This is a genomic window from Delftia sp. DT-2, from assembly GCF_028401915.1.
GTDB lineage: Bacteria > Pseudomonadota > Gammaproteobacteria > Burkholderiales > Burkholderiaceae_C > Comamonas > Comamonas tsuruhatensis.
The window spans coordinates 81491-102913 of sequence record NZ_JAQOTI010000001.1 but is presented as its reverse complement, the minus strand read 5'-3'; the positions used below and the strand labels follow the sequence as shown (position 1 = coordinate 102913).

19 protein-coding genes and 2 tRNA genes are annotated in these 21423 nt (G+C 67.9%); 9 read left to right on the top strand and 12 right to left on the bottom strand.

Features of this window, described 5'->3' with window-relative positions; genetic code table 11:
- Window positions 1–90: 90 nt before the first annotated feature.
- Together PO605_RS00500 and PO605_RS00495 are read left to right on the top strand one after the other, a co-directional pair.
- Window positions 91–1665, top strand: a complete 1575-nt coding sequence (locus tag PO605_RS00500; RefSeq protein ID WP_272205761.1) for an SPOR domain-containing protein — start codon at window positions 91–93, stop codon at window positions 1663–1665.
- 175 nt (window positions 1666–1840) lie between these two features.
- A complete protein-coding gene (locus tag PO605_RS00495; protein ID WP_016454730.1) occupies window positions 1841–2194 on the top strand; it encodes an I78 family peptidase inhibitor in 354 nt (117 codons plus the stop codon).
- Window positions 2195–2270: 76 nt separating this feature from the next.
- Here PO605_RS00495 and hemW read toward each other — a convergent pair whose 3' ends face one another.
- From hemW to PO605_RS00475, 4 genes are all read right to left on the bottom strand, one after another.
- Window positions 2271–3515, bottom strand: coding sequence for a radical SAM family heme chaperone HemW (hemW, locus tag PO605_RS00490; RefSeq protein WP_047473775.1), 1245 nt, complete (start codon window positions 3513–3515; stop codon window positions 2271–2273).
- Window positions 3512–4114, bottom strand: coding sequence for an RdgB/HAM1 family non-canonical purine NTP pyrophosphatase (rdgB, locus tag PO605_RS00485; RefSeq protein ID WP_016450315.1), 603 nt, complete (start codon window positions 4112–4114; stop codon window positions 3512–3514). The genes hemW and rdgB overlap by 4 nt, the downstream gene beginning before the upstream one ends.
- A gap of 99 nt (window positions 4115–4213) precedes the next feature.
- Window positions 4214–5119, bottom strand: a complete 906-nt coding sequence (locus tag PO605_RS00480; protein WP_016450314.1) for a PP2C family protein-serine/threonine phosphatase — start codon at window positions 5117–5119, stop codon at window positions 4214–4216.
- Complete coding sequence (locus PO605_RS00475) at window positions 5116–6147, bottom strand: serine/threonine protein kinase (RefSeq protein WP_016450313.1); 1032 nt, start codon at window positions 6145–6147, stop codon at window positions 5116–5118. The genes PO605_RS00480 and PO605_RS00475 overlap by 4 nt, the downstream gene beginning before the upstream one ends.
- 89 nt (window positions 6148–6236) lie before the next feature.
- Between PO605_RS00475 and PO605_RS00470 the strand changes: the two genes are divergently transcribed.
- From PO605_RS00470 to PO605_RS00455, 4 genes are all read left to right on the top strand, one after another.
- On the top strand, window positions 6237–7130 hold the full coding sequence (locus PO605_RS00470) for a YicC/YloC family endoribonuclease (protein WP_047473777.1): 894 nt from the start codon (window positions 6237–6239) through the stop codon (window positions 7128–7130).
- Between the two features lie 44 nt (window positions 7131–7174).
- A complete protein-coding gene (gene gmk, locus PO605_RS00465) occupies window positions 7175–7804 on the top strand; it encodes a guanylate kinase (protein WP_016450311.1) in 630 nt (209 codons plus the stop codon).
- Between the two features lie 18 nt (window positions 7805–7822).
- Window positions 7823–8026, top strand: coding sequence for a DNA-directed RNA polymerase subunit omega (gene rpoZ / locus PO605_RS00460; protein WP_016450310.1), 204 nt, complete (start codon window positions 7823–7825; stop codon window positions 8024–8026).
- Between the two features lie 101 nt (window positions 8027–8127).
- Window positions 8128–10395 (top strand): RelA/SpoT family protein, encoded by a 2268-nt coding sequence (locus tag PO605_RS00455; protein WP_016450309.1) that lies wholly within the window; start codon window positions 8128–8130, stop codon window positions 10393–10395.
- Between the two features lie 27 nt (window positions 10396–10422).
- Here the strand turns inward: PO605_RS00455 and PO605_RS00450 are convergent, their stop codons facing one another.
- Entirely contained in the window at window positions 10423–11289 is an 867-nt protein-coding gene (locus PO605_RS00450) for an NAD-dependent protein deacetylase (RefSeq protein ID WP_047473778.1), read from the bottom strand.
- 86 nt (window positions 11290–11375) lie between these two features.
- On the opposite strand from PO605_RS00450, the gene PO605_RS00445 reads away from it, so the two are divergent.
- Window positions 11376–12725, top strand: a complete 1350-nt coding sequence (locus PO605_RS00445) for a lytic murein transglycosylase (protein WP_272205760.1) — start codon at window positions 11376–11378, stop codon at window positions 12723–12725.
- Window positions 12726–12729: 4 nt separating this feature from the next.
- Here PO605_RS00445 and greB read toward each other — a convergent pair whose 3' ends face one another.
- From greB to PO605_RS00430, 3 genes are all read right to left on the bottom strand, one after another.
- Entirely contained in the window at window positions 12730–13296 is a 567-nt protein-coding gene (gene greB, locus PO605_RS00440) for a transcription elongation factor GreB (protein ID WP_046242094.1), read from the bottom strand.
- A 117-nt stretch (window positions 13297–13413) separates the two neighbouring features.
- Window positions 13414–13490: transfer RNA gene (locus tag PO605_RS00435), tRNA-Arg, on the bottom strand.
- Between the two features lie 160 nt (window positions 13491–13650).
- A tRNA-Arg gene (locus PO605_RS00430) sits at window positions 13651–13727 on the bottom strand.
- 183 nt (window positions 13728–13910) lie between these two features.
- On the opposite strand from PO605_RS00430, the gene pdxR reads away from it, so the two are divergent.
- The gene (gene pdxR, locus PO605_RS00425) at window positions 13911–15440 is read left to right on the top strand and encodes a MocR-like pyridoxine biosynthesis transcription factor PdxR (protein WP_047473354.1); all 1530 of its coding nucleotides are present in this window, start codon (window positions 13911–13913) and stop codon (window positions 15438–15440) included.
- Between the two features lie 47 nt (window positions 15441–15487).
- Here the strand turns inward: pdxR and PO605_RS00420 are convergent, their stop codons facing one another.
- A complete protein-coding gene (locus PO605_RS00420; RefSeq protein WP_047473352.1) occupies window positions 15488–16930 on the bottom strand; it encodes an amino acid permease in 1443 nt (480 codons plus the stop codon).
- 124 nt (window positions 16931–17054) lie between these two features.
- Window positions 17055–17453, bottom strand: a complete 399-nt coding sequence (locus tag PO605_RS00415) for a nuclear transport factor 2 family protein (protein ID WP_016454801.1) — start codon at window positions 17451–17453, stop codon at window positions 17055–17057.
- Window positions 17454–17787: 334 nt separating this feature from the next.
- On the opposite strand from PO605_RS00415, the gene PO605_RS00410 reads away from it, so the two are divergent.
- A complete protein-coding gene (locus PO605_RS00410; protein WP_047473349.1) occupies window positions 17788–19209 on the top strand; it encodes an NAD(P)/FAD-dependent oxidoreductase in 1422 nt (473 codons plus the stop codon).
- 81 nt (window positions 19210–19290) lie between these two features.
- On the opposite strand, the gene PO605_RS00405 is transcribed toward PO605_RS00410, so the two are convergent.
- Window positions 19291–19692 (bottom strand): group II truncated hemoglobin, encoded by a 402-nt coding sequence (locus PO605_RS00405; RefSeq protein WP_047325961.1) that lies wholly within the window; start codon window positions 19690–19692, stop codon window positions 19291–19293.
- A 39-nt stretch (window positions 19693–19731) separates the two neighbouring features.
- Window positions 19732–21246, bottom strand: coding sequence for an MFS transporter (locus PO605_RS00400; protein WP_272206003.1), 1515 nt, complete (start codon window positions 21244–21246; stop codon window positions 19732–19734).
- Between the last annotated feature and the right edge of the window lie 177 nt (window positions 21247–21423).

Below are 21423 nucleotides of genomic sequence, written 5' to 3'. Positions count from 1 at the left end.
TCCAATCGATCGGGCGCGATGGATTCGCCCGATCGATAGCCACGAATGTCGTGATTCCGACAGCCACGAGTGCATGACACAATTGCTGACATGCCCGCCCCATCGGAAGAAGCCCTCTCAGCACCTCCCGCCACCATCGACTTCGGAAGGCAGGCGGCCCCTGCACGGCAGGAGCCCGCCTTTGCCGAGCCCGGCACCGCCAAGAGCCCCAGCAAGCTGCCGCCCTCGATCGCCAGCGCCTTCGCCGCCGCAGCCTATGCGCTGCAGCACGGCGATGACAGCCCGGCCGCCGACGAAAGGGCGGCCCCCGGCGCAAGTTCCGGCACGAATTCCGGCACGACCAGCTTCACCGGTGGCCAGGGCGCAGGCCTGATGCCCGGCCTGTACGCCAGCCTGATTGGCGAGCCCTCGCGCGACTACTACCTGCGCCTGTTCGAGCGCTTCGACGCGCTGGGCAAGCCCCTGCCCACCTGGAACCTGGCCGCAGGCCTGTTCACCCTGCCCTGGTGCGGGCTGCGCGGGCTGTGGCAAGAGGGCGGCCTCTACGCGCTGGCCGCCGGCGGCACGGGCCTGGTCTGGGGCCTGCTGCTGCGCCCCGCGCTGGGCCTGCCCCCGGCCATTGCCCACGGCATCGATGCCACGCTGGTGCTGATGGCGATTGCCATTCCCGGCCTGGGCGCCAATGCCCTGTACTGGCACCATGTGCGCCGCCACACGCTGCAAGCCATTGGCGAGGCCCCCAACATGGCCGCAGCGCACGAACGCCTGGCCCGCCGGGCGGCCACGCCCCTGCGCAAGCGCCTGGCCGTGGCGGCCGGTGCGGTGCTTGCCGCCGCTGCCGGTGCAGGCATCTGGGCGCTGTCGGGCACGCCACATTTCATGGCGGCACAGACCGAGGTGATTCCGTCCGAAGCCGTACCGGCCGCTGCACCAGTTTCGCCAGCTGCACCAGCCGTGGCGCCAACGCCCGCCGCAGCCGTAGCTGCCGTTGAAACGCCAAGGACGGAACCGGCGCCCACACCCGCCCCCACTCCCGCACCCACGCCCCGGCCGCAAGAGCCAGTCGCCCAGGCCGAGGCGCGCCCTGATCCGCAAGCGCCCTTGCCCGCTGCCGGCAGCACCGTATCCGGCACGGTCGAACCCATGCCCGTCGTGGCAGCGGCCGGCGCTGCGGGAGCCGTCGCGGCCACTGCAGCTGCAGCCATTCCCGTCAAGGCCGCGTTGGTGCCAGCCAAAGCACCTGCGCCAGCGCCAGCGTCCGTGCACGCAGCCACGGCAGCGCCCGCCAAGCCCTCCAAGGTGGCGGCTGAAACCAAACCAGCCAAACCAGCCAAGCCCGCCAAGCCCGCCGAACCCGTCGCAAAGGCCCCGGCACCTGCCAAGCCTGCCTCGGCGGCTCTGGAGCCGGGCAACTACTACATCAACATCGGCGTGTTCTCTGAAGCCGCCAATGCCGGGCGCGTGGTGGAGCGGCTGGAGAAAGCCAAGCTGCCCACGCTCAGCCAGACCCTGCACAGCAACAAGGGCGATATCGTGCGCGTGCGCTCGGGCCCCTTCGCCAAGCAGCGCAGCGCCGATCAGGCGGCGGCCAGGATACGCGCCATGGGCCTGGAGGCCACGGTCTTCCACCACGCCCCCGCGGAAGGCCGCAGCGCGCGGCGGTGATGCCCTGGCAGCACCTTGGCAATGCCTTCGTGATGCCTTTGCTGCCGCCTGTTACTTCCGCATGCCAATGGCACCGCCCGAGCCCGGCTAAGGTATGCGGCGTTGTCCGAGGCGATGCGCCAGCGCCCGCCCTGATACTGCGCAGCACACACCCCCTGAATTGAGGAGACAGACCATGCCGACGATCACCACCCCAGCCCTGCACCGCCGCCTTGCCGCCCTGGCCCTGCTGGGCGCCACCACTCTGGTTGCGGGTTGCGCCGGCATGGGCAATCCTTTTGGCGGCAGCAGCGGCGGCGCGGCGCAACCGGCCCCGCGCCCCGTGCAGGTCTGCAATGCGGCATCGGCCCAGTCCTTCGTGGGCAAGAGCAATACCTCGGCCACGCTGGAGGCCGCCCGCAAGCAGTCGGGCGCCTACATGGCCCGCGTGCTGCGCGAAGGCCAGCCAACGACGATGGAGTTCAACCAGGAACGCCTGAACCTGGTGGTCGATGGAACCGGCCGCATCGTGGCCGTGCGCTGCGGCTGACCGCCGACCGATTGCGCTGTGGCGCTGGATGAAGAAAGGACGCCAAGGCGTCCTTTTTCAATGGCCGTTGGCCCGCTCACTCGGCCAGGAACAGCTCCTGCAGGTCGCTGAGGAAGTCAAAACCCCGCTCCGTGGGCACCACCCGGCCCAGGTCGCGCGTGATCAGGCCCTTGGCCTGTGCCGCATCCAGCCCCTTGGCGATGGACGACAGCGGCAGGCCCGTACGCTCCATGAAGTCCTGCAGCGCAAAGCCTTCGCGCAGGCGCAGCGCGTTGAGCATGTACTCGAAGGGCAGGTCGGCGCGGCGCACCTCGCCGTCCTGCGCCAGTGGCGCGCCGGCCAGAGCCTGGTCCATGTAGCGCGCGGGATCGCGAAAGCGCACCTGGCGCACGATGCGGTGGGCAAAGCTGAGCTTGCTGTGCGCGCCCGCGCCAATGCCCAGGTAGTCGCCGAACTGCCAGTAGTTGCGGTTGTGCCAGCACTGGTGGCCCTCGCGCGCATAGGCCGATATCTCGTAGCGCTGCATGCCTGCGGCGGCGGTGCGCGCGGTGATGCGGTCCAGCATGTCGTAGGCCAGGTCGTCCTCGGGAATGGCCGGCGGGAACTTGGCGAAATACGTATTGGGTTCGATGGTCAGGTGATAGACCGACAGGTGCGGCGGCGCGAAGGACATGGCCACGTCCAGGTCCCGCGCCAGGTCCAGTTCGGTCTGGCCGGGCAGCGCGTACATCAGGTCGATGTTGAAGGTCTCGAAGCTGTCGGCCGCCTCGCGCACGGCCGCACGCGCCTGGGCGCCGTCGTGCACGCGGCCCACGGCCTGCAGCAGGCGGTCGTCGAAACTCTGCACGCCAATGGACAGCCGCGTGACGCCGGCCGCACGGAAGGCGCGGAAGCGGTCGGTCTCGAAGGTGCCGGGGTTGGCCTCCATGGTGATCTCGCAATCGGCCTCCATGCGCAGGCGCGCGCGGATGGCAGCCAGCAGCCGGTCGATGGCCTCGGGCGAGAACAGGCTGGGCGTGCCGCCGCCGATGAAGATGCTGTGCACCGTGCGGCCCCAGATCAGCGGCAGCGCGCTCTCCAGGTCGGCGACCAGGGCGTCGATGTAGCGGTCTTCGGGCAGCTCGGGGCCGTCGCGGCCGTGCTCGTGCGAGTTGAAGTCGCAGTACGGGCACTTGCGTATGCACCAGGGCAGGTGCACGTACAGCGACAGCGGCGGCAGGCTGCCCAGCTGCAGCGTGCCGGGGCGCATGTAGTGCTGGATGTCGCGCTGCACGGCGGCCTGGGCGCCGGAGGCCGCATCCTGGGGCTGGATGGGAATCATCGCACCCAGCGCTCGCGCACGAGTTCGATCATCTGCAGCGTGGCGCGGCCGCGGTGGCTGTGCGCGTGCTTCACGGCCGGGTCCATCTCGGCGAAGGTCTGGCCCAGCTCGGGGATGTACATCACGGGGTCGAAGCCGAAGCCCTGCGTGCCACGGCGCTCGGTGGTGATCTCGCCGAGCACACGGCCCATGGCGATCAGCGGTTCGGGATCCTTTGCGCTGCGCACGCCCACCAGGGTGCTGACCATGGCGGCGCGGCGGTCGGCCACGCCCTGCATCTGCTCCAGCAGCGCGCGCACGTTGTTGTCATCGCTTTTCTCGTAGCCGAACTGCGTGCAGTAGTAGGCCGTATCCACGCCCGGCAGCCCGCCGAAGTGCGAGACGCACATGCCGGCGTCGTCGGCAATGGCGGGCAGGCCCGTGCGCTCGGCCGCGAAGCGGGCCTTGGCCAGCGCGTTCTCCACAAAGGTGCAATGCGGCTCGGGCGCCTCGCCCTCGAACAGGTCGCCCTGGCGGATCAGCTCCACCCCCAGCGGGGCGAACATGGCTTGCAGCTCGGCGAGCTTGCCGCGGTTGTTGGAGGCCAACACAATCTTCATCGTAGAAATCCATTCGGGCGCCCGTGCGCCCTTTGTCGTCAATAGGTTCGGTAGTCCATGCGCGCCAACGGCACCGCTGCCGCGGGCCGGCAGCGGCGGTCAGCGCTTGAACTGGCGCTCGGCCGAGCGGCGTATCGCTTCGTTGATCTCGGCGATGGAGCGCTCGATGGCCGCGTCGTCGAGCTCATCTTCCAGGTCTTCGATTGCCCCGCCCTGGATCGTGGATTCAAACGCGTCGTTCTCGATGTCCTGGGTGGAGATGCCCATGGTGGACTCGAAGGCGTCTGGCGTCTCCCACTCCATGGCAATGGCCGTGACGTTGTCGCTGGCATCGCCCGCATTGCGCAGCGCCGTATCGACCAGCTGGGGAATGGCCTGGGACACGGTGCGGCCGTGCAGGGTGCGCAGCAGGTGCCCTTCGTCCACGCTGCCCCACAGGCCGTCGGAGCACAGCAGCAGCTTGTCGCCCTGCTCCAGCCGGCGCGGCTCGGTCACGTCGTAGATGGGCTTGGACGGAGAGCCCAGGCAGGTGAACAGCACGTTGCGGCTCGATGTCTTGAGCTGGGCCGCGATCTCGCCCATCTCCAGATAGGAGTGATCGCGCGTGCGCACCAGCAGCTCGCCGCCGCGCACCAGGTACAGGCGCGAGTCGCCGCAATGGATCCAGGTGATCTTGCCCTTCTGGATGACGGCGGCGACCAGCGTGGTGCGCGGCGTGTCGATCATTCCCTTGGCGCTGGCATAGCGCAGGATCTGCCGGTGCGCGTGCAGCAGCGCATCGACCAGAAAGCCCTGCGGATCTTCGAGCAGCGGCTTGGCCTGGCGCTGGAAATGCACGGACATCACCTGCAGCGCCAGCTGCGCGGCGACCTCGCCTTCGGGATGGCCGCCCATGCCGTCGGCCAGCACGAAGAGCACGGCTTCCCGCGTGTAGCAGTAACCCATGCGGTCTTCATTGAGCGCACGGCCGCCGCGGCGGCTCAGCTGGAATACCGAAAACCTCATGGCTTGCGCTCCTGGCCCACGGCTGGCAGGCCCGCTGCGCCGCTGATCTTTTGCATGTTCTTCTTGGCGTCGGTCACCAGCGTGTCCAGTTGCAGGCGCATGCGCTCGGAGACGCTGAGCTTGGTGTAGCGGCGCTCGCCTTCGCGGCTCAATTCCTTTTGCAGCGCAAACACCGACTGCGGACGCGATCCCGGGTCCACGGCCATGCACCACTCGACCACCTCGATGAGGTTGTCCGAATACACGCCGCGCAGCTTGGTCAGCGCCAGCGTGAGCCGGTCCTTGTCCTGGCGCTGCGGCGCCTCGTTGGGCGGAAATCCCTGCATGCAGGCATAGATGCAGGCGCCGATGGCGTAGATGTCGGTCCAGGGACCCAGCGATGCGTCGCGGCGGTACATCTCGGGCGCGGCAAAGCCCGGCGTGTACATGGGGCGGATGAAGTTGCCTTCCTTGGACAGCACCTCGCGCGCCGCGCCGAAGTCGATCATCACGGCACGGTCGTCATTGGTGATGAAGATGTTGGCCGGCTTGATGTCCAGGTGCAGCATCTTGTGCTGGTGCACGATGCGCAGGCCGCGCAGCACCTCGTCGAACAGCGAGCGAATGGTCGATTCGCGGAACACCTTCTCGGCCTTGAGCTCGCGCGCGGTGACGACGAAGTCCTGCAGGGTGGCACCCTCCAGGTAGTTCATCACCATGTAGACGGTTTCGTTCTCGCGAAAGAAATTGAGCACGCTGACCACGGAAGCGTGCGAGATCTGCGCCAGTGAACGCCCTTCCTCGAAGAAGCTCTTGAGGCCCAGGCGGTACAGCGAAAGTTTTTCGGGCGCCACGGCGGGCTGCAGCTCTCCGGGGGCACGGGTGGCCAGCGAGGCGGGCAGGTATTCCTTGATCGCCACCTGCTTGCCCTCTGCATCCAAGGCCAGGTAAACGACGCCGAAACCGCCGGAAGCAAGCCTGCGCACCACCCGATAGCCGCCGATCGTGCTGCCTGGCGGCAATGGCGCCGGCTTGATCTTGGAAGACATTTTTCTCCGGTGAGTCTCAGGGATGGGGCGAAACCCGGATAATCGGGCAATTGCAAGCATCCATCAAAAGTCCAATGCCAGTTTACAGCATGACCGGATACGCCAGTGCCCAGCACGGCGCGTCCGAAGAAGATGGTGGAGCGTCGGGCCGCAACAGCCGGCTCGGTCTGGAGATCCGCTCGGTCAACAGCCGCTTCCTGGATCTTTCGTTCCGCCTGCCCGACGAACTGCGCGCGCATGAGCCAGCCTTGCGGGCCCTTTTGACCGCCCGCCTCAAGCGCGGCAAGGTCGAGGTGCGCGCCGCCATCGACAACGACGACGGCAACTCCCTGCCCGACCCCTCCACCGCCATGCTGCAGCGCCTGGCCATGCTCCAGGACACTGTCCAGTCCTGGCTGCCCGACGCCCGCAGCCTGTCCGTCTCCGACGCCCTGCGCCTGGCCAGCGGCAGCGGCAACTCGGCCGTTGACTGGAGCAGCGTGCTGCCCACGCTGGCAGAGCAGGCCCTGACCGAACTGCTGGAGGCCCGCGCCCGCGAAGGCAAGCGCCTTGCCACCATGCTGCTGGACCGCATCGCGCAGCTGCGCAAGCTCGCGGCAGATGCCACGCCCCTGGTGCCCCAGCTCGTAGAGCAGCAGCGCCTGCGCTTCATGGAGCGCTGGAATGAAGCGATGGCCCTGGCCGAAGGCGCCGTGGCGCCCGAAGCCGCCCAGGACCGCGCCCTGACCGAGGCCACCGCCTTTGCCATCCGCATCGACGTGGCCGAGGAAGTCACCCGCCTGGACTCGCACCTGGACGAGATCCAGAGCCTGCTCAAGAAGGGCGGCGAGATCGGCAAGCGCCTGGACTTCCTGATCCAGGAACTGCACCGCGAAGCCAATACGCTGGGCTCCAAGTCCGCCACGCTGGAGCTGACCCGCATCAGCGTGGACATGAAGGTGCTGATCGAGCAGATGCGCGAGCAGGTGCAGAACATCGAATAAGCCCAACACAGATGCCCATGCGTGAACACACTGCGCAAAATTCCATGGATTACCCCGGAAACCTCTTTGTCGTCTCGGCCCCCAGCGGGGCCGGCAAGTCCAGCCTGGTGCGCGCGCTGCGCGAGTTCGATGCGCGCGTCTCCCCTTCCGTCTCCCACACCACGCGCGCGCCGCGTGGCCAGGAAAAGCACGGCCGCGAGTACTACTTCGTCTCCGACCAGGAGTTCGACGCCATGGTGTCGAACAACGCCTTCGTCGAATGGGCAAACGTGCACAGCCGCCGCTACGGCACGGCCAAGAAGGCGCTGGAAGAGCGCATCCAGGTCGGCACCGACGTGCTGCTGGAGATCGACTACCAGGGCGCACTGCAGGTCAAGCAAGCGTTTCCGAACGCCGTGCTGATCTTCATCCTGCCGCCCAGCTGGGACGAACTGCGTGCCCGCCTGGAAAACCGGGGCGAGGACGCGCCCGAGGTGATCGAGCTGCGCCTGAAGAACGCGGCCGAGGAGATGGCCCAGGTGGCGAAATTCGACTTCGTTATAATCAACGAATTGTTCGAGAGCGCACTGTTTGATCTCAAGACGATCATCCACGCCCAGCGCCTCAAGTATGCGGCTCAGCGCAGCCGCCGCGCAGAGACCTTCGAGTCTCTCAATATTTCTGAACCCAACTGACGTTTCCCGGAGATCCTGATGGCACGCATCACTGTTGAAGACTGCCTGGAGCAGATCCCTAACCGCTTCCAGCTCGTGTTGGCCGCCACTTACCGCGCACGCATGCTGAGCCAGGGTCACACGCCCAAGATCGAAACCAAGAACAAGCCCGGCGTCACCGCGCTGCGCGAGATCGCCGAAGGCAAGGTCGGCATCGAGATGCTGAAGAAGGTTCCGGGCTGATTTGCTGCAAAGCAACACAATGGCCCCACAAAGAGCACCGCACAGCGGTGCTTTTTTTACATGAAGCCTGCACAAACCAGCATGCACGCTACATTTAAGTCATGAAAGCGGCCTTGACTTCGTTCACAGCCCCCTCTGATCCCGTACCGCCACCCCGGCCCGAGCGCATGTCTGCAGAGCAGGCAACCGCCGTGTCGGCCAATGCCTTTGCCGGACTGATGGAGCACCTGGGATACCTGGATGCCACCAGCATCGAGCAGGTGCGCGAAGCCTATGCCTTCGCCGACCAGGCCCACAGCGACCAGTGGCGCAGCAGCGGCGAACCCTATATCACCCATCCCATCGCGGTCACGGCGCTGTGCGCGAGCTGGAAGCTCGACGCCCCGGCCCTGATGGCCGCGCTGCTGCACGATGCGATGGAAGACTGCGGCGTCACCAAGGCCGATCTCGCCCAGCGCTTCGGCCAGGACGTGGCCGAGCTGGTCGACGGCCTCACGAAGCTGGACAAGCTGCAGTTCAACACGCGCGAAGAGAACCAGGCGGAATCCTTCCGCAAGATGCTGCTGGCCATGGCGCGCGATGTGCGCGTGATCCTGATCAAGCTGGCCGACCGCACCCACAACATGCGCACCATGGGCGACATGCCGCGCAGCAAGTGGGGCCGCATCTCGTCGGAAACGCTGGAGATCTACGCACCCATCGCCCACCGCCTGGGGCTGAACCAGACCTACCGCGAGCTGCAGGACCTGGCCTTCCGCCACCTGCATCCCTGGCGCTACGCCACGCTGGAAAAAGCCATCGCCCGCTCGCGCAAGCGACGCCGCGACCTGGTCCAGCGCGTGCAGGACGAGGTCAATGCCGAGTTCGCCGGCGCGGGGCTGCAGGCCCGCCTTGCCGGCCGCGAAAGCACGCTGTATTCGCTCTATCTGCGCATGGAGAAGAACCAGCTGAGCTTTGCCAAGGTGACGGACATCTACGGCTTTCGCATCATCTTGCCGCGCGTGATCGATTGCTACACGGCGCTGGGCGTGCTGCACCAGATGTACAAGCCCATGCCGGGCCGCTTCAAGGACTACATCGCCATTGCCAAGAACAATGGCTACCAGTCGCTGCACACCACGCTGGTGGGCCCCTCGGGCGTGAACATCGAGTTCCAGATCCGCACCGAGGAAATGCACATCGTCGCCGAGGCCGGCGTGGCCGCCCATTGGCTCTACAAGGCCCAGCCCGGCCACGATTCCGAGCAGCTGGGCACGCAGTGGCTCCAATCGCTGCTGGACATCCAGAACGAGACGCGCGATGCCGCCGAGTTCTGGGACCACGTCAAGGTGGACCTGTTCCCCGACGCCGTCTACGTGTTCACGCCCAAGAGCGAGATCATGGCCATGCCGCGCGGTGCCACCGTGGTGGACTTCGCCTATGCGATCCACAGCAAGGTCGGCAACCACATGACCGCCGCGCGCATCAACAACGAGGAAGTGCCGCTGCGCACCGAACTCAAGAGCGGCGACGTGGTGCAGATCGTCACCTCCGAAGACGCCACGCCCAACCCGGCCTGGCTGGGCTTCGTCAAGACCGGTCGCGCGCGCTCCAAGATCCGCCATTACCTGAAGTCGGCCGCGCAAAGCGAATCGGCACGCCTGGGCGAGAACCTGCTGGCCCAGGCCATGCGCGCCGAAGGCATGGACGCCGTGCCGCCGGCCGATGAAGCCAACCAGGCGCTGTGGGACGAAGTGCTGCGCATGGCAGGCAGCCGCAGCCGCGCCGACCTGATGGTGGACATCGGCATGGGCCGGCGCATTGCGTCGCTGGTGGCCTCGCGCCTGACGGCGCTGATGGCGCGCCACGGCCACCGGCCCGACGCCCTGCTGCTCACGCGCGAACGCTTCAATGCCAGCAACCGGCCCTTCCAGGGCGCCGTGCTGCTGGACGGCTCCAACCAGGGCTCCATCCACTACGCGCAGTGCTGCCGGCCCGTGCCGGGCGACGCCATCGTGGGCTATCTGGGCAGCGGCGAAGGCCTGATCGTGCACCACGCGCAATGCAAGATCGCACAGCGCCTGCAGGAAAAGGACAGCGACCGCTTCATCGTCGTGGAATGGGCAGATGACATCGATGCCGCGCGCCTTTTCGAGGCCCGCATCGTCGTCACCGTCAACAACGGCAAGGGCGTGCTCGCCCGCGTGGCAGCCGAGCTGGCCGGCGCCGAAGTGGACATCCTGCGCGTGGACATGGCCGACGAGGCCGCCATGAGCACCACGGACCTGTGCTTCGTGATCTCGGTGCACGACAACCAGCAGGTGGAGTCCGCGCTGCGCAACCTGCGCCGCGTGCACTCTGTGGTGCGCGCATCGCGCGTCATCCCCTGAACACTGCCCCGCTCCTGCGGGGCTTTTTCATTGCTCCAGGTCCTGGGCCAGCTGCTGCAGCAACGGGCCGCAGTCCTGCTCGATCTTGAGGGCCAGCAAATCCTCGGAGCGCATGCGGCCCTGGTTGATGGCGGCCACCGGCTTGCCCTGGGCCACGGCCTCATGCACGAAGCGCAGGCCTGAATACACCATCAGCGAAGAACCGGCGACCAGCAGCCCGCCGGCCTGCTGCAGCATGGCGCGCACGGCCTGCACCCGCTGGCTGGGCACGCCTTCCCCATAGAACACCACATCGGGCTTGAGCACGCCGCCGCAGTGCGGGCAGGCCGGCACGTCGAAGCGGCTGAAGTCGCGCCCCTCCAGATCGGCATCGCCATCGGGCGCGGCCTGGGCGCTCAGGCCGGCCCAGCCGGGGTTGCGCTGCAGCAGCATGGCCTGCAGCGCGGCGCGCTCCATGCCGGCGCCACAACCCATGCAGCGCACGGCGGCAATGCGGCCGTGCAGGTCGATGACACCCTCGCTGCCTGCTGCCGTATGCAGGCCGTCCACATTCTGGGTGACCAGGCCTTCGATCCATCCGCGCTGCTGCAACTGCGCCAGTGCCGCGTGGGCCTGGCCGGGCCTGGCCTGCGCCATCACGGGCCAGCCCAGCAGGCTGCGCGCCCAATAGCGCTGGCGCGTGGCATGGCTGCCCATGAAGGCCTGCAGCGTCACCGGCTGGGGGCGCTTCCACTGGCCTTCCAGATCCCGGTAGTCCGGAATGCCGGAGCCCGTGCTGCAGCCCGCGCCCGTCAGCACCAGCCAGCGCCGGCCGGGCGGCAGCAAGGCGCGCAGGGCCAGCGCGGCATCGTGCAGAACCGGGGATGGTGATGGCGGCGGAGCGATGGCGGTCATGGCTGCACAGCATAGCGGCCCCGCACGCCCAATGCAGAAACACCGTGTTGCACTCCGAGCCGGGGTGCAGCGGAGACAATGGCCGGATGCCTCACGCACACGCCACCGCCCACGCCTTTCCCATCGCCCGCCATCCCGCCGCGCTCAACCGTGCCGCCCTGGCCACCGCCCTGGCCGCCGTGCTGCTGGCCGGTTGCGCGTCCCGGCCGGCGCCTGCGCCGGTCACGGTGCTGCCCTCCATGCCGGCCCCCACGGCGCCTGTCGCGCCCGTGCAGCCCGAACCGGCCACCGCGCCGGATGCCGCCCAGCAGGCCGAGGCCACCAGCTTCGAAGCGTGGAAGCGGGATTTCGCGCGCAAGGCGCTGGACGCCGGCATCTCGGAGAAAACCGTGCGCAGCGCACTGGAGCCTGCCCGGCTGCAGCGGCGCGCGGTGCAGCTGGACCGCTCGCAGCCAGAGTTCACACGCACGCCCTGGCAGTACCTGGACAGCGCCGTCTCGGCCCAGCGCATTGCCCAGGGCCGTGCCAAGCTGCGCGAAGCGGCTGCACCGCTGCAGGCGGCCAGCCAGCGCCATGGCGTGCCGGCCGAGGTGATCGCCGCCATCTGGGGCATGGAAAGCAATTACGGCAGCAACTTCGGCAACTTCCCCACCGTCGATGCGCTGGCCACCCTGGCCTTCGACGGCCGGCGCGCGGCCTGGGCTCAGAAGGAGTTGCTGGCCGCCCTGCGCATCATCGACAACGGCGACATCGATGCGGCCCACATGATCGGCTCCTGGGCCGGCGCCATGGGCCATACGCAGTTCCTGCCCTCGGTCTTCCTGGCCTATGCGGTGGATGCCGATGGCGATGGCCGCCGCGACATCTGGGGCAGCCTGCCCGATGTGACGGCCTCCACGGCGAACTACCTGGCCCATTCGGGCTGGAAGACGGGCGAGCCCTGGGCCGTCGAAGTGCGCCTGCCGGCAGGCTTTGACCATGCACGCGCCGAGACCAGCGTGCGCCAGGACAGCGCGCAATGGGCGGCCGAGGGCGTGCAGGCCGTGGACGGCTCCGCCCTGCCCGCCATGGCCGATGCCAGCGTGATCGCACCGGCCGGCGCGCGCGGCCCGGCCTTCATGGTGGGCGCCAACTTCCGCACCATCCTGCGCTACAACAACTCCGTGAATTACGCGCTGGGCGTGGGCCTGCTGTCGCAGCAGCTGGCCGGTGGCCCGGGCGTGCAGGCGGCCTGGCCGCGCGATCTGGCACCGCTGTCGCGCGAGCAGTTGCGCGCCTTGCAGGCCGCGCTCAACGAACGGGGATTTTCGGCCGGCACGGCCGATGGCGTGATGGGCCCGGCCACGCGCGCGGGCCTGCGCCAGTTCCAGCAAAGCCAGGGCCTGGTGGCCGACGGCTATCCCACGCTGGAGCTGCTGCAGAAACTGCAGCCCTGAACGCTCACCCGGCGGCGCTGCCCGGCTCCGGGTAGGTGACGTCCAGCACTTCCAGCGTGCGCACACCTGCGGGGGTGGGCAGGGCCACCTCGTCGCCCACACGGGCCTTGAGCAGGGCGCGCGAGACGGGTGCGATCCAGCTGACCTGCTGGCGTGCGCTGTCGGCCTCGTCGATGCCCATGATGGTGATGGTGCGCTCCTCGCCCTCGTCATCGACATAGGTGACGGTGGCGCCGAAGTAGATCTGCTCGCTGCCGGCATGCACGGAGGGATCGACCACCTCGGCGATCTCCAGCCGCTTGGTCAGAAAGCGGATGCGCCGGTCGATCTCGCGCAGGCGCTTCTTGCCGTAGAGATAGTCGCCGTTCTCGGAGCGGTCGCCATTGCTGGCCGCCCAGTGCACGATCTCCACGATGCGCGGGCGCTCGTTGTCGATCAGGTCCAGCAGCTCCGTCTTCAGCCGCTCGAAGCCCTGGGGCGTGATGTAGTTCTTGCCGCCCGGCGGCAAGGGCGGCAGGCCGACTTCATCATCGTCGTCGCCGTCGGATTCCTTGGTGAAAGCCTTGCTCATAGGGAGCCGATCTTCACACAGATCACCGCAGCAGGCGAAGACGCCGCACAAACCTCGACACCAACTGAGCACAAACGAAAAAGCCTCAGAACTTTGCAGTTCTGAGGCTTGTCGTTTTGGTGCGGCTGGCAGGAATCGAACCCACGACCCCTTGGTTCGTAGCCAAGTACTCTATCCAGCTGAGCTACAGCCGCCAAGCTTCGAATTATAGCGTGCTTTTTGAACGCCTACGGAAAACCATGAAAATATCGAAAAATAACCGTTGACCAGCGCCTGAACCATGGCCACGGCCTCCGTGCGTGGCGCCTGAAACGAAAAAGCCTCAGAACTTTGCAGTTCTGAGGCTTGTCGTTTTGGTGCGGCTGGCAGGAATCGAACCCACGACCCCTTGGTTCGTAGCCAAGTACTCTATCCAGCTGAGCTACAGCCGCCAAGACAACGATTGTATATCAATTTCCGGCCTCTCCGCAAAAATTGCAACCATCGCAAACTCCCGGCCCCGTGGCGCACCGCGCTGGCCTATATTGGCCGGTCGCGGATGCAGGCCCTGCCCTGCACCTGCGCGGGAGACAAACACAGCGAGCGGCCCGCCGCAGCGGCGGGAACGACAAGACATGACAGACAAGCGCGCGGCCACGCAGCCGCAACCGCCCGAGGGCGCCATGTGGGGGCAGCTGTTTCGCCGCAGCGCCCGCCCCTCCCTGAGCCTGCAGGGCCAGATCCGCGAGATGCTGGTCGATGCCATCCTCTCGGGCATCCTCGCACCCGGCGAATCCATTCCCTCCAGCCGCGAGCTGGCGCGCCACCTGGGCGTGGCACGCATCACCGTCGTGCTGGCCTACCAACAACTGGCCGAGGAAGCCTTTTTGCTGAGCCGCCAGCGCAAGGGCCACTTCATCCATCCCGACGTACTCAAGGGGCGCACGCCAGGCGGCGCTGCGGCCAGCAGCACCCCTGGCGAAGGCCGCCGCACCGACTGGTCGCGGCGCCTGTGGCTGCTGCCCAGCCAGCAGCGCAGCATCGTCAAGGAAGAGGACTGGCAGCGCTACCCCTATCCCTTCCTGTACGGCCAGTTCGACAAGGAGCTGTTTCCCACGGCCGCCTGGCGCGAATGCTGCCTCAAGGCGCTGGGGGTGCTGGACATACGCCAGTGGGCGCCCGACCAGATCGCGCGCGACGACGAGATGCTGATCCAGCAGGTGCAGACCAAGATCCTGCCCAGGCGCGGCGTCTGGGCCTCGGCCGACGAGCTGATCATTACCGTGGGTGCGCAGCACGCCCTCTACATGGTGGCCGACCTGCTGATGCGCGAGGGCACGGCCGTGGGCATCGAGGAGCCCGGCTATCCCGATGCGCGCAACATCTTCAGCAGCCGCACCTCCCAGGTCATCCCGCTGCCGGTGGACGGCCAGGGCCTGCCGGTCACGCCGCTGCTGCGCCAGCTGGACTACCTCTACGTGACGCCCAGCCACCAGTGCCCCACGGGCGTGACCATGCCGCTGGCCCGGCGCGAGGCGCTGCTGGAGATGGCCGAGGCGCACGACATCATCCTCATCGAGGACGACTACGAGAGCGAGAGCAGCTTCGACGGCCAGCCCATTCCGGCGCTCAAGAGCCTGGACCGCAGCAACCGCGTGATCTACGTGGGCAGCCTGTCCAAGAGCCTGGCGCCGGGCCTGCGCGTGGGCTACATCGTGGCGGCGCCCGAGCTGATCCGCGAGCTGCGCGCACTGCGCCGGCTCATGATCCGCCACCCTGCCACCTTCGTGCAGCGCACGCTGGCCATGTTCATCTCCCTGGGCCACTACGAGGCCCAGCAGCGGCGCCTGGCCCAGGCGCAGAAGGAGCGGCACGCAGCCCTCACGGCCGCCATGGCCGAGCATGCGCCCGGCTGCCGCATCACGCCCGTGCGCGGCGGCGGCTCGTGCTGGGTGCAACTGCCCGACCACATTCCTGTCGATGCCCTGGCGCAGCGTGCCGCCGCGCACGGCGTGCTCATCGAGCCCGGCGATGTGTTCTTCGCCCGCCCGGGCACGCCCGGCAGCTACATGCGCATGGGCTACCAATCCATACCCGCCAACGACATCGGCCAGGGCGTGAAGGCCCTGGCCGATGCGATCCGTGAGGAGCAGCCCGAGAAGTAACGCCAGGAATGGCCGGGACCGGCCCTGCCGGCCCCGTCGCCCCTGGGTCAATACTTCTGCGGCTCGGGCCGCGAAGCCTCGGACAGCGATGTCACCACGGGCGCCACGCCGCGCTGCAGGAACTGCCGCACGGCGTAGGCCAGCAGCAAAATGCACAGGCTGGCCACGCCCAGCGCCAGCGGCGTGCGCTGCTCGGGGATGAAGGCCATGGCGATGACGATGGACAGCATGCCGAAGATGGCGAACCAGGTCAGGTACGGATAGCACCACATGCGCACCTTGAGCTGGTGGGGCGCCTCGCGCTCCAGCCGGGCGCGCAGGCGCAGCTGCGAGATGGCGATCAGGATGTAGACGAAGATCGCCACCGTACCGTAGGAATTGACCAGGAAGGCAAACACCTTGTCGGGCGACACATAGGACATCACCACGGCGCCGTAGCCGAACAGCGTGGCCACCAGGATGGCCCGCGTGGGCACGCCGTTGCGGCTGACCTTGGCCAGCGCCTTGGGCGCATCGCCGCGCCGCGTCAGCGCGAACAGCATGCGCGAGGATGCATACAGCCCCGAGTTCAGCGCCGACAGCACGGCCGTCAGCACGATGGCATTCATGATCTGCGCGGCGGCCGGCACGCCCATGGTGTTGAGCGCGCTGACATACGGCGTGGCAATGCCGCCCGCATTCCAGGGCACCAGGCAGGCCACCAGGAAGATGGAGCCCACATAGAACACCAGCACGCGCGTGATCACCGAGTTGGTCGCCTTGGCCACGGCCTTCTGCGGCTCGGCCGTCTCGGCGGCGGCAATGGTCACGATCTCGGCGCCGAAGTAAAAGCCCGTGGCCGCCACCGCCCCGGTCAGCACGGGCACGATGCCGTTGGGCATGAAGCCGCCGTTGCCGGTGAGGTTGCCGAAGTGCATGCCCTGCGAGGCGGGCGTCAGGCCCAGCACGTAGACGCCGGCCACGAACAGGAAGACCACGATGGCCGCCACTTTGATGGAGGCGAACCAGAACTCGAACTCGCCAAAGGACTTGACCGACACCAGGTTGGTCAGCGTCAGCATCACCAGCAGCACCAGGCTGATGCTCCAGTTGGGCACATCGGGCAGCCAGTAGCGCACCAGGTCGGCGCCGGCCACGGCCTCCAGCGCCACGACGATGACCCAGAAGTACCAGTACATCCAGCCCGTCAGAAAGCCTGCCAGCCGGCCCACGCCGGGACGGTCGCGCCAGGCCTCGCGCGCAAACTCGTAGAACGAGCCTCCCCCGGGCATGGAGCAGGCCAGCTCGCCCAGCATGCGCATGACCAGCACCACGAGCAGGCCCGTGATGAGGAAGGAAAGAATCGCGGCCGGCCCGGCCGACTTGATGACGACGCCGCTGCCCACGAACAGCCCGGCGCCGATGACGCCACCGAGGGCGATCATGGTCATGTGGCGTTCCTTGAGCCCGTGCGAAAGCCCCGGTGAAGAGGCGTGCTGATTTCCGATCATGTCTTGTCTCCTGTTTTATTCAGGCGCCACGGCTGATGCTCTGTTGTGGTGGCTGCGCAGGTGCGCGCCTTGCCGTGGCGTATCCGGTGTTCCCGGTGGCACGGGGCCGCATGGCCCCGCGCCGTCAGGCGGCCGCCACCGGCGGGCGGTCCTTGCGGAAGGCGTTCTTCACGGCGATCTTTCCGTCCTTGAAGGTGAAGACATCCACCATGCGCGCTTCCACGCGCAGGCCGTCGGCCTTGGTGCCCTTGAAGGTGCTCTCGGACACGCCACGGTCGCCCTGCACGAAGTGGTCTCCATCGAGCCAGGCCGCATCGGGAAAGGCCTGCCAGGCCATCTGGAAGCCCTCGCGCACGGCCTGGCGGCCGATGAAGCTGCGGCCCATGAGATCGGGCCCGGCCACGGCGTGGAACTCGCATTCATCGGCCATGAAGCCCATCAGGGCCTCGATGTCGTGGCGGTTCCAGGCCTCGGCAAAGCGGGCCAGGAACTGTGCGTCGGGAGGGTTGGTGTCTGCGCTCATGCTGTCTCCTTGTCTGTGGTGGGTCCCACGGCGCCGGGCCCGGGCAGGGCCGCCGCGCCGCGTCATCGAAATGTCGATGGGCCATGGTAGGTAGCAGGCACACGGACCCGTTAGAACCAGATGCCATCAATCGTTAGGTCCAGGCGCGCGCACCGGCCGCCACTGGCTCTATCGAAAGCTGGGCTGTGGCGCTAACTGGCTCCATGGCCTGCTGGCTATGCTGATTCCATCGTCGGTGCACCGCCTTGCAGAGCTCGCCGGCACTGGCCCCATTCCACCGAATCCATAGCAAAAAGCGGCAGATCCCAAGCCGCCGCACCAGGAGACATCCGCCATGAAAGCCGAGGACATCCGCCCCAGCCACCTGCGTCCCTACGACCCTCAGTACGACCCGCTGGTGGCCGCCAACCCGGGCCACGGCACGGGCTATGCGCCCACCTACTGGGTCGGCACGGCGGGACGACCGCCAGACGATGACGGCCCGGTCACCGGCGACATGGACGTGGACGTGGCCATCGTCGGCTCGGGCTTCACGGGCCTGGCCACGGCCCTGTTTCTGGCGCGCGAACACGGCATACGCGCCGTGGTGCTGGACGCCAACCAGACCGCCTGGGGTTGCACCAGCCGCAACGGCGGCCAGGGGCAGAACGCCAGCGGGCGCCTGTACCGCTCGCAATGGATCGCACGCTGGGGCAAGGACGTGGCGCTCAAGCTCGACGCCGAGATCCGCGAGGGCTTCCAGACCTTCAAGGACCTGGTGGCCGAATTCCCCGAGTGCGAGCCCCAGCCCGGCGGCCACCTCTACATCGCCCACCGCGAAAAAAAACTCGACTTCCTGCGCAACGAGACCCAGATCATGCGCGAGGTCTTCGGCTACGACGCCCGCATGCTCAGCCCCGAGGAGCTGCGCCGCGCCTATGTGAACGACGCCGACAGCCACGGCGCCATGCACGAGCCCGACGGCATCGGCGTGCACCCGCTCAAGCTGGCCTTCGGCTACCTGCGCAAGGCGCGGGAGCTGGGCGTCAAGGTGCACCCGGCCAGCCCGGTGCTGGGCGTCGAGACGCGCAACGGCGTGCACCACCTGCGCACGCCCGGCGGCACCGTGCGGGCGCGCGCCGTGGGCTTTGCCACGGGCGGCTACACCAGCAACGCCCTGCATGGCAGCCTGCGCTCCAAGATCATGCCCATCCTCTCGAACTCGCTGGTCACGCGGCCGCTGACCGAGCAGGAGCTGAAGGCCACGGGCTTCAAGACCACCCAGGTCATCACCGACACGCGCACGCTGCGCTTTTACTACCGCCGCCTGCCCGACAACCGCGTGCAGATCGGCAGCCGCAGCGCCGTCACGGGTGCCGATGCGCCCAACCCCATCCACATGGCCAAGCTGGTGGACGGCCTGCACCGCAAGTTCCCGGCGCTCAAGGGCATCACCATCGACTACTCCTGGTGGGGCTGGGTCGATGTGAGCCACGACATGATGCCGCGCGTCTTCCAGCCCGACCCGGGCCAGAGCATCTTCTACGCCGTGGGCTATGGCGGCAACGGCGTCTCCTTCTCGGCCCACGCGGGCCGTCGCATGGCCGAGCGCATCGCGGGCCGCCAGAGCAAGACCTTCGAGCTGCCCATCTACAACTCGGAGCTGGAGTATCCGAACGTCTTCAACATGGTGCGCTCGCCCGCGTTTGCGCCGTTTCGCCGGCTGGGGCAGCGGTTCCTGTACCACTGGTACTACATGCGCGACGAAAAGCTCTGAACCCCAACCGATTGCTGCTTGGGCCGGCCTGCTGCAGGGGGCCGGCCCTTTTTTTTCAGCAGCGCCGGGGGCAGCCACCTGCTACCGGTTCCGCATCCAGTCGGCCGTGTTCATGAAGCTGGCCTTGAGGCGCACGCGCAACTCCTCGGGCACGCCGGTCTCGCCCATGGCCTGGTCCATGCAGGCCACCCACTGGTCGCGTTCCAGGATGCCGATGGAAAACGGCATGTGGCGCATGCGCAGGCGCGGGTGGCCGAAGCGATCCTGGTAATGGTCAGGGCCGCCCAGCCAGCCGCACAGGAACCAGAACAGCTTCTGGCGCGCGTCGGCCAGCGTGCTGCCATGGGCGGCACGCAGTTCGGCATAGCCGGGCTCCAGGTCCATCAGATCGTAGAAACGGTCCACCAGGGCCTGCACCCTGGGCTCGCCGCCGATCCATTCATAGGGGGTCTGGGGCGCGTTGTTCTGGGATTCCTCTGACATGGCGAAAAGCGGCTGGCGGCTGAGTGAAACCCGCGATTGTCAGGCATGTGCCATGTCCGTGCTTGCGTGCGTGCCGGCCCGCAAGAAGGCATACACGCCCAGCGCCGTCAGCACGGTGATGCCGGCCAGCACATCGAGCAAGGTGGAAAAGGCCTGGCCATACGCGGCCAGCACGGCCGATGCAGGCAGGCCGGGCAGCAGCGACAGCGCGCCGGCGAGATCGCCCGTCACCAGCAACTGTGCGGCCGGGCCGGTGGCCGCCAGCGCCTGCGGCGCCAGTGGTGCAGCCAGTGCCGACAGCCGCCATGACAGCAGCGCCGCCAGGCCCGCGCCCACCAACGCCAGCGCAATGCCCTCGCCCGCCACGCGCACCGTGCTGAAGATGCCCGTGGCCATGCCCGCGCGCTCGCTGGGCACCACGCTCACGGCCAGGCCATCCATCAAACCCCAGGGCAGCCCGATGCCCAGGCCGACCAACACCAGCGGCGCCGCCATCTGCGCAAAGGCCGTGCCCGGCGCGCACCCGCCCAGCCACAGCAGGCCCGCAGCGCACACCAGCAACCCCGCCAGGCACAGCAGCGCGGCCGAAACCCAGCGCGTGAGCCAGCCCGCCAGCAACGGCACGAACAGCATGGGCAGGGACAGCACAAACATCAGCTGCCCCGCCTGCAGCGGCGCCATGTCCTCCACGCCGATGAAGCGCACCGGCAGCAGCACCAGCAGCACCACGAAGGCATAGGCCGGCGCACCCGCCAGCAACTGCACGCCCACGAAACGCGGATAGCGAAACAGCGACAGGTCCAGCATGGGCTGCCCCGTGCGCTGCTGCACGCGCCGCTCCACGGCCACAAAGGCCGCCAGCGCCAGCGCGGCACCGGCCAGCGGCAGCAGCGCCGCCCCGCTGGACCAGCCCGCCTCCGGCCCCTGCAGCACGCCCCAGGTCAGCAGCGCCAGGGCTGCGGTGAACAGCAGCGCACCGGCCCGGTCCAGCCGCTGCGCCTGCGGATTGCGCGACTGCGGCATGCAGCGCAGCCCCAGCACCAGCGCGGCCAGCGCCACGGCGGCCACGCAAAGCACCACGCCGCGCCAGCCCGCCACGCCCAGCAACCAGCCCGACAGCAACGGCCCGAAGGCCAGGCCCACGCCAAACGACGTGCCCACGCCACTGAAGGCGCGCATGCGCCCCGCTCCATCGAACACCTGGGCCAGCGCCGCCGTGCCGCCCGCCAGCGCGGCCGCCGCGCCCAGGCCCTGCAGCGCACGCAGCAGGTTGAACACGACAATGGCCCCCTGCCCGCCCAGGCAGGCCTGGGCCAGCGCACTGGCCAGCACCACGCCCAGCCCGGTCAGGAAAACGCGCCGCCGCCCGTGCAGATCGGCCAGCGCGCCGGCCGCCATCAGCGTGGCGCCAAAGCTCAGCATGAAGGCATTCGTCACCCAGTTGAGCGCCAGCGGCCCGCCGCCCAGCGCCTCGCGCAGCGCAGACAGGGCCACGGCCGGCCCGGTAAAGCTCAGCGGCATCGCCAGCGCCGCAAGGCACACCGACAACAGCACCCAGACCGGGGATGCATGCGGTCGCGCTGTGCCGTGGAGCGCATCCGGTGCGCGGGAAGAAGTCAGGCAGGAGGACATGGTTGGCAAGGCTTTCGCAATTTCCCGGCCGCACATGGCCAGGCATGCATGAACGATAAAAGCGCTGCAATGCCGTGAAAATAGGCGCCAGACTCCCCA

Bases quoted from the DNA above. Each gene is read 5' to 3' on its own strand.
- PO605_RS00475 (WP_016450313.1), bottom strand. From the start codon at position 6,147: ATGTCTTCCAAGATCAAGCCGGCGCCATTGCCGCCAGGCAGCACGATC.
- PO605_RS00480 (WP_016450314.1), bottom strand. From the start codon at position 5,119: ATGAGGTTTTCGGTATTCCAGCTGAGCCGCCGCGGCGGCCGTGCGCTC.
- PO605_RS00500 (WP_272205761.1), top strand. From the start codon at position 91: ATGCCCGCCCCATCGGAAGAAGCCCTCTCAGCACCTCCCGCCACCATC.
- PO605_RS00420 (WP_047473352.1), bottom strand. From the start codon at position 16,930: ATGATCGGAAATCAGCACGCCTCTTCACCGGGGCTTTCGCACGGGCTC.
- PO605_RS00415 (WP_016454801.1), bottom strand. From the start codon at position 17,453: ATGAGCGCAGACACCAACCCTCCCGACGCACAGTTCCTGGCCCGCTTT.
- hemW (WP_047473775.1), bottom strand. From the start codon at position 3,515: ATGATTCCCATCCAGCCCCAGGATGCGGCCTCCGGCGCCCAGGCCGCC.
- PO605_RS00445 (WP_272205760.1), top strand. From the start codon at position 11,376: ATGCCTCACGCACACGCCACCGCCCACGCCTTTCCCATCGCCCGCCAT.
- PO605_RS00450 (WP_047473778.1), bottom strand. From the start codon at position 11,289: ATGACCGCCATCGCTCCGCCGCCATCACCATCCCCGGTTCTGCACGAT.
- greB (WP_046242094.1), bottom strand. From the start codon at position 13,296: ATGAGCAAGGCTTTCACCAAGGAATCCGACGGCGACGACGATGATGAA.
- pdxR (WP_047473354.1), top strand. From the start codon at position 13,911: ATGACAGACAAGCGCGCGGCCACGCAGCCGCAACCGCCCGAGGGCGCC.
- rdgB (WP_016450315.1), bottom strand. From the start codon at position 4,114: ATGAAGATTGTGTTGGCCTCCAACAACCGCGGCAAGCTCGCCGAGCTG.
- PO605_RS00470 (WP_047473777.1), top strand. From the start codon at position 6,237: ATGACCGGATACGCCAGTGCCCAGCACGGCGCGTCCGAAGAAGATGGT.
- PO605_RS00410 (WP_047473349.1), top strand. From the start codon at position 17,788: ATGAAAGCCGAGGACATCCGCCCCAGCCACCTGCGTCCCTACGACCCT.
- PO605_RS00405 (WP_047325961.1), bottom strand. From the start codon at position 19,692: ATGTCAGAGGAATCCCAGAACAACGCGCCCCAGACCCCCTATGAATGG.
- PO605_RS00455 (WP_016450309.1), top strand. From the start codon at position 8,128: ATGAAAGCGGCCTTGACTTCGTTCACAGCCCCCTCTGATCCCGTACCG.
- PO605_RS00495 (WP_016454730.1), top strand. From the start codon at position 1,841: ATGCCGACGATCACCACCCCAGCCCTGCACCGCCGCCTTGCCGCCCTG.
- rpoZ (WP_016450310.1), top strand. From the start codon at position 7,823: ATGGCACGCATCACTGTTGAAGACTGCCTGGAGCAGATCCCTAACCGC.
- gmk (WP_016450311.1), top strand. From the start codon at position 7,175: ATGGATTACCCCGGAAACCTCTTTGTCGTCTCGGCCCCCAGCGGGGCC.